Annotated in this window: 12 protein-coding genes; 9 read left to right on the top strand and 3 right to left on the bottom strand. The window is 28.4% G+C overall.

The annotated features are described in order from the left end of the window. The first annotated feature begins 53 nt into the window (after positions 1-53). A complete protein-coding gene (locus E0E45_RS01370; RefSeq protein ID WP_130889496.1) occupies positions 54-758 on the top strand; it encodes a GntR family transcriptional regulator in 705 nt (234 codons plus the stop codon). 44 nt (positions 759-802) lie between these two features. Here the strand turns inward: E0E45_RS01370 and E0E45_RS01365 are convergent, their stop codons facing one another. The 3 genes from E0E45_RS01365 to E0E45_RS01355 form a co-directional block, all read right to left on the bottom strand. After that, positions 803-1,279 (bottom strand): GDYXXLXY domain-containing protein, encoded by a 477-nt coding sequence (locus tag E0E45_RS01365; RefSeq protein ID WP_130889495.1) that lies wholly within the window; start codon positions 1,277-1,279, stop codon positions 803-805. Beyond that, positions 1,276-3,051: a DUF4401 domain-containing protein gene (locus tag E0E45_RS01360; RefSeq protein WP_130889494.1), complete on the bottom strand. Its 1,776-nt coding sequence runs from the start codon at positions 3,049-3,051 to the stop codon at positions 1,276-1,278. The genes E0E45_RS01365 and E0E45_RS01360 overlap by 4 nt, the downstream gene beginning before the upstream one ends. 108 nt (positions 3,052-3,159) lie before the next feature. Then, positions 3,160-5,124 carry a glycogen debranching protein gene (locus E0E45_RS01355; RefSeq protein WP_130889493.1) on the bottom strand — a complete coding sequence of 655 codons (1,965 nt, stop codon included), beginning with the start codon at positions 5,122-5,124 and terminating at the stop codon, positions 3,160-3,162. Between the two features lie 174 nt (positions 5,125-5,298). Between E0E45_RS01355 and E0E45_RS01350 the strand changes: the two genes are divergently transcribed. The 8 genes from E0E45_RS01350 (at position 5,299) to ppdK (ending at position 12,861) form a co-directional block, all read left to right on the top strand. Then, positions 5,299-5,760, top strand: a complete 462-nt coding sequence (locus E0E45_RS01350) for a CAP domain-containing protein (RefSeq protein WP_130889492.1) — start codon at positions 5,299-5,301, stop codon at positions 5,758-5,760. 266 nt (positions 5,761-6,026) lie between these two features. Further along, positions 6,027-7,046: a tetraacyldisaccharide 4'-kinase gene (gene lpxK, locus E0E45_RS01345; RefSeq protein WP_130889491.1), complete on the top strand. Its 1,020-nt coding sequence runs from the start codon at positions 6,027-6,029 to the stop codon at positions 7,044-7,046. Then, the gene (locus E0E45_RS01340; RefSeq protein ID WP_130889490.1) at positions 7,039-7,851 is read left to right on the top strand and encodes a hypothetical protein; all 813 of its coding nucleotides are present in this window, start codon (positions 7,039-7,041) and stop codon (positions 7,849-7,851) included. The genes lpxK and E0E45_RS01340 overlap by 8 nt, the downstream gene beginning before the upstream one ends. 11 nt (positions 7,852-7,862) lie before the next feature. After that, the gene (locus E0E45_RS01335; RefSeq protein ID WP_130889489.1) at positions 7,863-8,315 is read left to right on the top strand and encodes a PTS sugar transporter subunit IIA; all 453 of its coding nucleotides are present in this window, start codon (positions 7,863-7,865) and stop codon (positions 8,313-8,315) included. Next, positions 8,312-8,878, top strand: coding sequence for a nicotinate-nucleotide adenylyltransferase (nadD, locus tag E0E45_RS01330; protein WP_130889488.1), 567 nt, complete (start codon positions 8,312-8,314; stop codon positions 8,876-8,878). Before E0E45_RS01335 ends, nadD begins: the two co-directional genes overlap by 4 nt. Before the next feature lie 22 nt (positions 8,879-8,900). Next, the gene (yfcE, locus tag E0E45_RS01325) at positions 8,901-9,443 is read left to right on the top strand and encodes a phosphodiesterase (RefSeq protein ID WP_130889487.1); all 543 of its coding nucleotides are present in this window, start codon (positions 8,901-8,903) and stop codon (positions 9,441-9,443) included. 211 nt (positions 9,444-9,654) lie between these two features. Beyond that, positions 9,655-10,260: a CBS domain-containing protein gene (locus tag E0E45_RS01320; protein ID WP_130889486.1), complete on the top strand. Its 606-nt coding sequence runs from the start codon at positions 9,655-9,657 to the stop codon at positions 10,258-10,260. 9 nt (positions 10,261-10,269) lie between these two features. Continuing rightward, positions 10,270-12,861: a pyruvate, phosphate dikinase gene (gene ppdK / locus E0E45_RS01315; RefSeq protein WP_130889485.1), complete on the top strand. Its 2,592-nt coding sequence runs from the start codon at positions 10,270-10,272 to the stop codon at positions 12,859-12,861. The last annotated feature ends 6 nt before the right edge of the window (positions 12,862-12,867 follow it).

Genomic DNA, 12,867 nt, shown 5'->3' with positions numbered 1-12,867 from the left:
TTAATATATGTAATATAAAAATAAAATCATCAATAGGGAATGGAGACTTGGGTATGGAAATTTTTAAATTTGATAGATATGAAAATGAAAATAATCGTGATTTTATATACCGTTCTCTTAGAGAAAGTATTATTAGAGCTACTATAAAACCTGGTGAAGCAATCAGTGAGCCTAAATTACAGCAAATATTTAATGTAAGCAGAAGCCCTATCAGAGAAGCTATTTCGGTATTGGATCATGAAGGTTTGGTTGAAGTGCAACCTAAAAAAAAGACACGTGTTGTTCTTATTGATTATCAACAGATAATAGAAAGTAGGTTTCTAAGATGCATCGCAGAAAAAGAGGTTTTAGTTAATATGTGCGCTACAAAAGATACTAAACCCTTAGCTGATAAACTTGATAAAATATTAGATGAGGCTGAAAATAAATATAAAAATAGCAAAAATTTTCGCACTGTAATTTTTGACTATGATAATATGTTCCACTCAGCTATATTTGAATACAATGGATTTAGTTTTGTTTGGAAAATACTTCGTTTAAACAATATTCAATATAACCGTTTTTTAAATCTTTATCTTGAGGAACAGCTTTATGGAGAATTTTTTATAAAAGATCATAGAGAAGTTGCTGAAAATATAAGAAATAAAGCAGTTGATAAACTAGTATCATATACACAGCAAAACTATGAAAGAGTTGAAGGATATCTAAAAAAATTAGTTCTTATTCACCCTGATTATTTTACTAACACTCAAAGTTAAAAAGAAGGCAGTTAAAACTTTTATAAATTTTAACTGCCTTTTTCTTATTTTATTATATTGAAGTCTTTGTCTAATAAATGTTTTAATCTTAGTTTACCACTTTTCAATTCTATAACTTCTGCATACTGTGCTCTTTGAAATCTATTTCCAGTTCCCTCCTGAAATAAATATGAATTAACACCTATATCTATAGTAGAATCATTTTGATGAAACTGAATAGAAAGTTCATTATCAGATGATGGAAGATATTCTTTACTAACTTCCATGAATTCAGCTACTTTCAAATTATTTAGCCTAACTCTTATATATCCTTTTCTTAAATTTCTTGCTTCTCCTCTGGCTGACTCTGTAATATCATAATTAAGAATCATATAATCTCCCTGTATTAAAGAACGAGGATCAACAGGAGCTGTTTTTATATAGAAAGTTTTTTGTTTTAAATTTCTCTCCTCTTTTACTACTGAATACCCAAAAGCTATCATCAATAATAAGAGATTAAGTACTACAAGTATTTTTTTCATAGCTCTTCCCCCCTCTCCATTGCTTTACAGGTAATTTTAGATAAAATGAGAAATCCAAGAAATAATAAAGCCCCACTTTTTATCATAAGATAAGATTTTTCAAGAAGTGTTATATGAAGGCTATAGTAATAAAATGATATTTCTCCTCCTAAAAATATTACTGCTGCTCCTATCATATATTTTTCATCTCTGTACATATATAATAAAATCAGCATTATTCCTAAGTTTACTCCATACGCACCCAAACAGAAGAAACTTAAAAACCCTACTAATACAGCTATAATAAAAAATGCAAAATAGTTTTTTCCAGCAAATATTTTATAGAGCAGTCCTAATGCTATTGCAAGTATTATTCCATTAACTATATATGGGTCATAATAATTATATCTAAAAAGTGTACTGCTAACTACTATCGCTTGAATAAAAGCAGTGATCTCTGCTCCTCTAGTTATTCTTTTTATTCTTTCCGTTTTTGCTATTTTCATTTTTTCATTACAACTAGATACCAAGATAAAAATGAGTGGTATCACAAGTATCAATGTTTTTGAATACTCCTTTGTCCCTGGAAAAATCATTATTAATCCAGAAATTACTGCTGGAACAATCAAGAAATCTAAGATTTTGGAGTGTCTTAAAATATAGAATCCTCCATATATCATCCAACCTATTCCAACTATTGTTGTTGTTGATAATCTCATTCTCTCTTGAAGATACACAAGAATTAAAGTCAACCCAGATACGAATGTTATTATTTCATTTTTTTCTTCTTTAAATTTTAAAACCTTTGGAAGAAAGCAAGATGCTGCAAGAAGAAGTGCTCCTGCTACAAGAATTGCCTCTTCTCCAAGACTAAAGAAAGACATCAATAATGAGAAAAATGCTATTGTCAATATTACTAAAATTACTTTGAAAAAATTTAAAATAACTCTTACTGAATTTGAAGACAGATAATTTTTAGTAATAATTCTAATGCTTCCTATAATAAGGCATATTATCAAGAAAATTCCAATAATACCTGAGCCCACCCCAGATATTTCTCTTATTATATAAGAAGAGATAACAAAAGTCATTGAAACTATACTTATAATATTTAATCCTTGCTTCCTTATTTTTTTTCCAAGCAGAAAAAGCAATCCTATAAATACAATATATATCAATAAATACAATGGTCCATATAAATCAAAGCTTCTGTAATATCCCATACCTAAAACCTTCCAGAATATTCCTGCTGTCATTAAAGTGGTTGAAGAAAAAGCAAGGATATAGAAAAACCAGTTTTTTACTTCTATTAACATTTTTTTTATCACAACAATATAAATAAGAAAGAAAAATAAAATAATTATAGATCCTGTAATACATATCATTGTAAAATTCCCATACAATCTCATATAAAGCATTCCACTTATTGTAAAAACTGTTACATTCAGAGTCCAAAGAGGATAAAATTTTTCTATAAAAGAAAAAATCAGTATAAATATCCCCCAATTTCTAAACAGTGTATATGGATCAGCTCCTGTTTGATATATCTGTCCAAATACAGCAAATAATGTCCCTATAAAAAATGATGATGAAAAAAGTGAAAGTTCTCTATATGATTTTTTATTTTGAAAAATAAACCAACCAATTATTCCCAATAGAATCAAAGCCATTGGAATAGACATCTTAGTAAAATTTCCTATTTTATTCCAGTTATATGCAATAAAACATGATATCCCTGTAATAATAAATAATATAGAAAAATATAAAAAAGAATTTTTTAACTTATCAAGCATATTGATTACCTCCTACTAAAAACAGGAAAATTTATATTTTAGATATATTATACTATGCAAAAAGCAGACTTCAAAGTTTTACTTTAGAGTCTGCCTTAAATCGTTATTTTATTTACTCATTAAAATTATAGAGCTTCTTGGCTTTACAAGATATTTTTTATCAATTAAAGCTTTTGTATCTTCTCTGAAATTTTCTTTTTCTGTTTTTGAAGTATCAACTAACAGATGCCATTCCTTATTTTGGAGCACTGGAAGCTCAAATGTCAGTTCTCCATGATAAGAATTTAAAGCTATATAAAATGATGTATCTGTTTCAATATCATGTAAAACAAATGCTATACTTAAGGAATAATATGAATAATCTGGTGTATTAAGTTTTACTCCATGAAGAGCAACATCACAATTTTTACATTCAGTAAGTTCCAAATAATTTTTCTTTCTAAAAACAGAATATTTTTTACGAACTTTTATCATATTTTTTACAAAATTATTTATTTCAGAAAATTTTTTTCCTCTTTCCCAATCTACCCATGTAGAACGATTATTTTGACAATAAGCATTATTATTTCCAAACTGGGTTCTTCCCATTTCATCTCCCATAAGAAGCATAGGTACTCCTTGTGAAATGAAAAGTATCAAAAACATATTTTTAATCTGTCTTTTTCTCATTTCCAAAATAGCAGGATCGTCAGTTCCACCTTCTACACCATAATTATATGAGTTGTTATTGTTTTCTCCATCATTATTATTTTCTCCATTGCTGAGATTATGTTTGTTATTATAGCTAACAAGATCCCACATGGTAAAACCATCATGACAGGTAACAAAATTTATATTACTCATAGGTCCTCTGTTATTTCTTTTAAAAATATCAGGACTTCCAAATATTCTTTTTAATAATTCAGGGATCAATCCAAACTCACCCTTTATAAATTTTCTGACAACATCTCTGTATTTCCCATTCCATTCACTCCAACCAGCTGGCATATCTCCTACATAATAACCACCTAAATCCCAACTTTCTGAAATTAATTTACAATGTGATAAAATAGGATCCTGTACTAATTCATTCAAGAGGGAAACTTCATTCCATTGTCCATCTTCTCCCCTTCCAAGAATTGATGCCAAATCGAACCTAAATCCATCTACTCCCATATCAAGATACCAATATCTCAAAGAATCTATAATAATATCTTTTACTACTTTGTTATTACAATTAAAAGTATTTCCACATCCTGAATAATTTTTGTATTGAGTATCTTTATTTTCAAGCATATAAAAAGTTTTATTATCCATTGCCTTAAAGTTATATATTTTTCCTCCATTACCACCTTCAGCAGTATGATTATATACTACATCTAAAATTACTTCTATTCCATGGTCATGAAGAGCTTTTACCAATTCTTTAAATTCAACTACTTCATTACTTGAATCTAAAGTTTGATCTTTAGAAAACTTTTTAGTTGGTGCAAAGAAATTTATAGGATTATACCCCCATACATTCTTTAACTTTGCTCCATTTGCCATACCAGTATTTCCAGTATAATCATCCCATTCATACACTGGAAGAAACTCTACAGCAGTTATTCCTAAATCTTTTAAATATGGTATTTTTTCAATAAATCCACTATAAGTTCCTGGAAACTCTACCATAGAATTAAAATTTTGAGTAAAAAGTTTTATATGTACTTCATATATAATTGTATCTTCTAATTCTGTATTTAAATGCTTCGTGCCTGTACGCCCTCTTTTTACAGTTATACCCTTTCTTCTTGAATAATTTTTATTATTTGTATAAGATAATGCATAGGGGTCTAATAGTTCAGGAGAGTCATCTAATTTCCAAGTATATAAAGTTTTAGCTGGAATATCTTTTAAGTATATATGCCAGATATTCCCTGTCTTATTTATAGTTGGATCTAAAACAAAACTCTTTTTGGGAGTCAGATCTGAACCTGAACTATAAATATTTAAAACTACTTTCTTTTTATTTTTAGCAAATATAGCAAAATTAATTCCTTCATTTTCTACGGTTACCCCTAATTTAGGAACCCCAACTTCCCAAACACACATATGTTCTCCTTTTTAATTTTTTCTTCTATATAATAAATTATATAATGTGGCTAGATAAAAGTCAATTATAGATCAAAATCCCTATTTTTTCAAAGTTAGATTATATTTTAATAATATTTATGGTAAAATATATTAAGCAAAAAATAAAATTTCTTTAAACTCAAGGGGGAATAAATGAAAAAACTTATAAAGATATTTATAATAGCAGCAGTTGCCCTTAATTTAGTTTCTAATCTATATTCTGCTGAAAATTATCAAAATAAAATATTAAAATATGTAAACAAAGAGAGAAAAGCTCAAAAACTTACACCTCTTGTTATGAATAAAAAATTAAATAAAATAGCAGTTATAAAAGCTGCTGATATGGCTAAAGAAGAAAAACTTTCTCATGACAGCAAAAGATTTGGCATGACTTTCAATCTGATAAAGAAAGAAAATATAAAGTTTAAGTCTGCTGCTGAAAATATAGCAAGATGGCATGATACTCCAGAATTTGTCATGGAAAGATGGATGAAATCCAAAGGACATAGGGATAATATTCTAAATAAAAACTATAATGAAATAGGAATTGGAAAAGCTGTAGACAAGGATGGAAAAAATTACTGGGTGCAGATATTTATTGAAAGAAGGAAATAATGTTATGTTTTTCCATTTAAATATTATATTGACTTTTCTTGTAGAAAACTCTATAATTGTGGAATAAAACTTAATTCTAAAACCTTTTGCTTTTTATATAATGAATTAGATTTAAATACCGATTTAACGTAATAAAATACATATTTTGTCTAGTTTATCTATTTCGTTTTTTCAATATTAAAATTCTATTTGCTAAAAACATTATTTAAAGACCAAAAATCAAATTTGAACATGATTTTATCATGATAACAATATGTGAGGGAATAATGAGGATATTATCATTTATATATTATTTAATAACTTCTTTTAGAAACTTTCTCTATGACAAGGGAATACTTCCTGCAAAAAAAATCTCTGATGTTGAAGTGATATGTATAGGAAATATAACAGTTGGTGGAACAGGAAAAACTCCAGCAGTTCAATATTTTACTAAAAAACTTCAAAAAATGGGAAGAAAAGTAGCAGTTGTTTCCAGAGGATATAGAGGAAAAAGAAAAAGAGAACCTCTCTTAGTCAGTGATGGTCGAGAGATATTTGCTACTACAAGAGAAAGTGGAGATGAACCTTTCATACATGCTCTTAATTTAAAAGTGCCTGTTATTGTAAGTTCAAACAGATATAAGGGATGTCTTTTTGCCAAAAAACATTTTGGAGTGGATACTATAGTCCTTGATGACGGTTTCCAACATAGAAAACTTTCAAGAGATAGAGATATAGTCCTTATAGATGCAACAAATCCTTTTGGATGGGGAGAGCTGCTTCCTAAAGGTATGTTGAGAGAAGATTTTAAAAAGGCTGCCAAGAGAGCCAGTGAATTTATAATAACAAAATCTGATCTTGTAAGTGACAGAGAAGTAGAAAGAATAAAAAAATATTTAAGAAAAAAATTAGAAAAAGAGGTTTCGACAGCTAAGCATGGAGTAACCTCACTTTGTGATTTAAAAGGAAATCCTAAGCCACTCTTTTGGATAAAAGGAAAAAGAGTTCTATTATTTTCTGGTTTAGCTAATCCATTAAATTTTGAAAAAACAGTTATATCCTTAGAACCTTCTTATATAGAAAGAGTCGATTTTATGGATCACCATAATTTTAAAAAAAGAGATCTTGAACTTATACAAAAAAGAGCAGATAGTATGCAAGCTTCTTTTATTATAACTACTGAAAAAGATCTTGTAAAATTACCTAGAGATTTAAATATAGAAAATCTTTTTGTATTGAAAATAGAATTTACAGTTTTGGAAGACAACAGTCTCAAAGATATTGGAGGAAAAACAGATAATGAGTAATGATAAGATACTTACAATAATAAAGGAAAAGAATAAGAATGAAATAATTAATATGCTTAAAACAGATGGAAAAATAAAAACACTTTCATTTTTTGCTGAAGTATTAGATAAAAGAGCTTATTTTACATTAGATAGTGAAGGGACAATTAAAAGAAAAAAATTAAATTACATTATTCCAATATTTGCTTTTTCTGATGATTTCAATTATTTAGCTGATTCTATAATTAATTTTTCTGATTTAAAAGAAAGAGAAAAAATAAGTGATATAAACAGACTTTCAAATATAGAAGTTTCTAAACTTAAAGAAAAATTAATGAAAACTTTAGTTAATGGAAATTTAGATTTTTCAAAAAAATATGGAAAAGAACTTTTTTTAAGAGATAGAGAAGAATTTTATAAAATTGTTTTAGAATTTAGCCTTTTAGGAGATATGAAAAGTTTAAAACCTCTTTTAATTCTTTCTTTCAAAAAGCTTTTTGAAAATGCAGAGTATGAGGAAAATGTATTTTTTCTTTTAATTTCTTATCTCACTAAATATAGAGATAATTTTTATTTCTATGAAAATTGTGAAAAAGATGACAACTTTGTTGAAGTTAAAAACTTAAAAGAAAGTATAATTCTTAATAAAAATCTTTTAGAAAGTATGGAAGGACTTGAAGTTCTTTCTACGTTAAAAGCATTGGAAATGTATGATTTTAAAAATTTTGATAAATTTTTATCAAAAATAAATGATGAAATCAGAATGTTAAAAAGTCTGACTGTCTTAGATGAAACCGCAAAAAAATTATCAGCAGCTTTTTTATAAAGGGGGAAACGATGTTAGAGTACTTCAATAATAAACTCATAACTACAATAGAAGGAAAGCATTCTAAAGAGGAAGTATTAAAAATATTAGTAGATCTTATCAGGGAAAATACTGATGCCTTAAATAATGAAACTGATTTTTATGATAATATTCTGGCCAGAGAAGAAATCGGAAGTACTGGAATAGGTATGGGAATCGCTCTGCCTCATGCTAGATGTGAAAATATAAAAAAAATTGTTGTTGCTGTGGGACTTTTAAAAGAAAGTGTGAATTTTAATTCTCTTGATGGAGAAAATGTAAAACTTGTAGTTTTAGTAGGAGCTCCTAAAAAATCTGCTAAAGAATACTTAACTCTTGTTTCTAATTTAGTAAGAGCTTTTAGAAACCCTAAAACAAGAACATCTATTTTTGAAGCTGCTGATAAACAAGAACTTATTGGTATACTTGCGGAGCTGAAAAAGTGAAAATAGGTATATATGGAGGAAGTTTTAATCCTGTTCATAATGGACATTTAAATATAGTGAAATATATTCTTAACCAATTAAAACTCGATAAAATTATTGTTATTCCTGTAGGAAAACCATCTCACAGAGCAGATAATCTGGAATCTGCTGCATCAAGAATTGAGATGTGCAGAGCAGCTTTTGAAAATATTCATAATGTAGAAGTTTCAGAAATAGAAATTGCTAAAGATAAAACATCATATACAATAAATACATTAAAAAAAATTATACAAATTTATGGTAATAAAAATGAATTTTATGAAATAATAGGTGAAGATTCTGCTTTTCATTTTAAGGAATGGAAAAATTATGAGGAAATACTTCAATTAAGCAAAGTTGTTGTTCTTAGAAGAAAAGGATATATTGGAGAAATTCAGCATGAAAATATGCTTTATCTTGAAAGTCCTTTTTTCAACGTTTCTTCTACTGAAATAAGAGAAAAAATTAAAAATAAAATAGATATTACTAATCTTGTTCCTGAAAAAGTAAAAAAAATTATAGAAGAAAATAATTTATATAAGTAATTTTTATCTTGAAAGGAGAATAATGAAACTATTTGTTATATCAGATATTCATGGATCATTATATTATTTAAAAAAAGTTATGAAAATATTTGAAAAAGAGAAATATGATAAAATACTTATCCTTGGGGATGAGCTTTATCATGGTCCTAGAAATCCTCTTCCTCAAGGTTATTCCCCTAAGGAAGTAATAGAAATATTAAATAAATATAAAGATAAAATAATTGCTGTAAGAGGAAACTGTGACAGTGAAGTAGATCAAATGGTACTTAACTATCCTATCATGAGTGATTATAATATTTTATTTTGGAATAATAGAAAGATAATAATGACTCATGGACATATATTCAATAAGGACAACACTCCTCCTATGGAGAATGGTGATATCCTTTTATATGGTCATTTTCATATTCCTATGGCAGAAGAAATAAATGAAAAAATATTTTTAAACCCTGGCTCTATATCTCTACCTAAAGAAAATTTTGAAAATAGTTATGGAATTTTTCAAGATGATTATTTCATTATAAAAAATCTTGAAGAAAAAATTATAAAAAAATTTGAAATTTGATTTTTGTTAAATAAGACTTAACAGAGTTAACAACAGAGAGGTTTTGACACTGTCACATCCCTTTCTGTTTTTTTATTTTTTGTATTTTTTATAGTGTGCACAATAAAAAAGGGTTGAAATATTTTAAAAACTGTGGTAAATATAATATTAACAACAAATATTATTAACTACACTTTTAAATAGTGAACACTATATAAAAGGAGGAAAAACTTTGATACTAACCGAAAGACAAAAAGAGATTATAGATATTGTAAAAAAATATCAACCAATTACTGGAAAAGAAATTGGGGAAAGGCTATATTTGACAAGATCAGCTTTAAGAACCGACTTTTCAATACTTACTGGAATGAAAATATTGGAATCTAAACCTAAAATTGGATACAGTTACATTGAAAAAAAAGATTCTGAAAAAGTAAAAGACATCATGGGCCCTTCTATTACTGTAGACACTAATCTTTCAGTTTATGAAACTATACTTAATATATTTTCCAAAGATGTGGGAACTATTTTCATAACTGATCAAGGTTCACTGGTAGGAGTTGTTTCAAGAAAGGATCTTTTAAAGATTGCTATTGGAAGAACTGATATAGAGAAAATTCCAATAAATATCATAATGACCCGAATGCCGAATATAATTTATGCAGAAGAAAATGAATCAATTCTTGAAAGTGTAAAAAAACTTATTAAGCATCAGATAGATTCTCTCCCTGTAGTAAGAATCGAAGAAAAAGGTGGAAAAAAAATCTATCATACTGTAGGACGTTTGACTAAAACTAATATAGCAAAATTATTCATGGAAACTTTATCTAAGAATTAAGGAGGAAAAATGAAAAAAGTTTATGCATTTAATGAAGGTGGTAAGGATTTAATAAACATATTAGGTGGAAAAGGTGGTAACCTTTCTGAAATGAAAAAAATAGGCCTTCCTATACCAGAAGGTATTATTGTTTCTACTACTGCATGTAAAGAATTTTTTAAAGATGGAAAGAAAATTACAAAAGAGCTGGAGAGTGAAATTCTAGAAAAATTAGAATATTTACAAGAAGTAACTGGAAAAAGATTTGAAGGTGAAAATCCTCTATTAGTATCTGTTAGATCAGGTGCTCCTGTTTCTATGCCAGGTATGATGGACACTATATTAAATCTTGGAATGAATGATAATACAGCAGAAAAAATGATAGCTATATTCAAAGATAAAGTTTTTGTTTATGAATTATATAGTAGATTTATTCAAATGTTCTCTGACATAGTAATGGGAATCGAAAAAGAACATTTCTTTAAATTAAAAGAAGAGTTTTTTGCTGAAAGAAAAGACGAAGATAAAATAGAAACATATAAAATGATAATTAAAGCATCTAAAGAGTTATACAAAAAAGAAACTGGAAAAGATTTTCCTGAATCACCAAAAGAACAATTATTTATGGCAGTAAATGCTATATTTAATTCTTGGGAAAATGACAGAGCTATCCTTTATAGAAAAATAAATGGAATAGATGATGCTATGGGTACTGCTGTTGTAATTCAAGAGATGGTGTTTGGTAATCTTAATGAAATATCTGGTACAGGTGTTGCTTTCTCTAGAAACCCTTCTAATGGTGACAAAGAAGTATTTGGTGAATATTTGTTAAAAGCTCAGGGAGAAGATATTGTTGCTGGTATAAGAACTCCTGAACCTATATCTAAATTAAAAGAACAGCTTCCTGAAATATATGATCAGTTTATTAAACTTGCTAAAGTTTTAGAAGATCATAACAAAGATATGCAAGATATTGAGTTCACTATTGAAAATGGGAAACTATATCTTCTTCAAACAAGAAATGGTAAAAGAAGTCCTTATGCAGCTGTAAAAATTGCTGTTGATATGGTTAATGAAGGAATCATTACTAAAGAAGAAGCTATAATGAAAGTTGACCCTAGTGTACTTCCTCAATTATTACATGGAAACTTCGACCCAGAAGCTACTAAAACTGCTGTACTTCTTGGAAAAGGACTTCCTGGATCAGCTGGAGTGGCAATAGGAAGAGTAATGTTCGCTTCTGAAAGAGTTGAAACTAGAGCACTTTCTATCCTTGTAAGAGAAGAAACTTCTCCTGAAGATATTAAAGGTATCAGTCTTGCACAGGGAATTGTAACTGTAAAAGGTGGAGCTACATCTCATGGAGCGGTTGTTGCAAGAGGAATGGGTAAATGTTGTGTTACTGGATGCGGAGAAATTCAAATCAATGACATAAAAAGAGAAATGTATATTGGTGGATACACAGTTAAAGAGGGAGATTTCATCTCTATAAGTGGATACACTGGTGAAATTTTCTTAGGTAAAGTAAAACTTACTGAACCACAATTTGATGATAATCTTAAAGAATTTGTTTCTTGGTGTAAAGAAATAAAAAGAATGGGTGTAAGAATGAATGCTGATACTCCTGCTGATGCCTTCTTAGGAAAAGGATTTGGAGCAGAGGGAATCGGACTTTGCAGAACTGAGCATATGTTCTTCCAAAAAGATAAGATCTGGACTATCAGAGGAATGATTATGAGTGATAATCCTGAAGAAAGAGCAGAAGCTTTGAAAAAAATGCTGGAAATGCAGAGAGAAGACTTCTATAACATTTTCAAAATAGTTGGAGATGAAATAGTAATAGTTAGACTTCTTGATCCACCTCTACATGAGTTCTTGCCAAAAGAACCAAAAGATAAAGAAAAAATGGCTGAGATATTAAATCTTCCTCTAATAGAAATTGAGAGAAGAATAAGAAATATGAAAGATGAAAACCCAATGTTAGGACATAGAGGATGTAGACTTGCTGTTACTTATCCTGAAATCTACAATACTCAGGCTAGAGCAATAATTGAAGCTGCTATTCAATGTGAAAAAGAAGGAATAAAAGTTAAACCTGAAATCATGATTCCTCTTATCATAGGTGTTGGAGAACTTAAATTTATCAAAGGTAATATCAAAGCTGAAATAGATAAAGTTTTTGAAGAGCAAGGAATGAAAGTAGAATATAAAATAGGAACAATGATGGAAACTCCAAGAGCTTGTCTTCTTGCAGATGAAATAGCTGGTGAAGCTGAATTCTTCTCATTTGGAACTAATGACCTTACTCAAACTACAATGGGTCTTTCTAGAGATGACTCTGTTAAATTCATGGATGAATATCATGAGCATGGAATTTTCAAACTTGAACCATTTGCATCTATTGATGTAAGAGGAGTTGGAAAACTTGTTAAACTTGGTGTTGAATTAGGTAAAAAAGCTAATCCTGAGCTTGAAATTGGTATATGTGGAGAACATGGTGGAGATCCTAAGAGTATTAACTTCTTTGAAGAAACTGGACTTGACTATGTAAGCTGTTCTCCATTTAGAGTACTTGTAGCTATTGTGGCTGCTGCTCAAAGCTATATCAAAAGCAAAAAATAGAAAATT

The organism is Fusobacterium ulcerans ATCC 49185, from assembly GCF_900683735.1.
Lineage (GTDB): Bacteria > Fusobacteriota > Fusobacteriia > Fusobacteriales > Fusobacteriaceae > Fusobacterium_A > Fusobacterium_A ulcerans_A.
Note: the sequence above shows the minus strand (reverse complement) of the source record. Positions and strands in the feature narration are given on the sequence as shown.

What these genes read in the sequence shown, in the direction of transcription:
- E0E45_RS01370 (WP_130889496.1), top strand. Translation starts at nt 54, where the DNA reads ATGGAAATTTTTAAATTTGATAGATATGAAAATGAAAATAATCGTGAT.
- E0E45_RS01365 (WP_130889495.1), bottom strand. Translation starts at nt 1,279, where the DNA reads ATGAAAAAAATACTTGTAGTACTTAATCTCTTATTATTGATGATAGCT.
- E0E45_RS01360 (WP_130889494.1), bottom strand. Translation starts at nt 3,051, where the DNA reads ATGCTTGATAAGTTAAAAAATTCTTTTTTATATTTTTCTATATTATTT.
- E0E45_RS01355 (WP_130889493.1), bottom strand. Translation starts at nt 5,124, where the DNA reads ATGTGTGTTTGGGAAGTTGGGGTTCCTAAATTAGGGGTAACCGTAGAA.
- E0E45_RS01350 (WP_130889492.1), top strand. Translation starts at nt 5,299, where the DNA reads ATGAAAAAACTTATAAAGATATTTATAATAGCAGCAGTTGCCCTTAAT.
- lpxK (WP_130889491.1), top strand. Translation starts at nt 6,027, where the DNA reads ATGAGGATATTATCATTTATATATTATTTAATAACTTCTTTTAGAAAC.
- E0E45_RS01340 (WP_130889490.1), top strand. Translation starts at nt 7,039, where the DNA reads ATGAGTAATGATAAGATACTTACAATAATAAAGGAAAAGAATAAGAAT.
- E0E45_RS01335 (WP_130889489.1), top strand. Translation starts at nt 7,863, where the DNA reads ATGTTAGAGTACTTCAATAATAAACTCATAACTACAATAGAAGGAAAG.
- yfcE (WP_130889487.1), top strand. Translation starts at nt 8,901, where the DNA reads ATGAAACTATTTGTTATATCAGATATTCATGGATCATTATATTATTTA.
- ppdK (WP_130889485.1), top strand. Translation starts at nt 10,270, where the DNA reads ATGAAAAAAGTTTATGCATTTAATGAAGGTGGTAAGGATTTAATAAAC.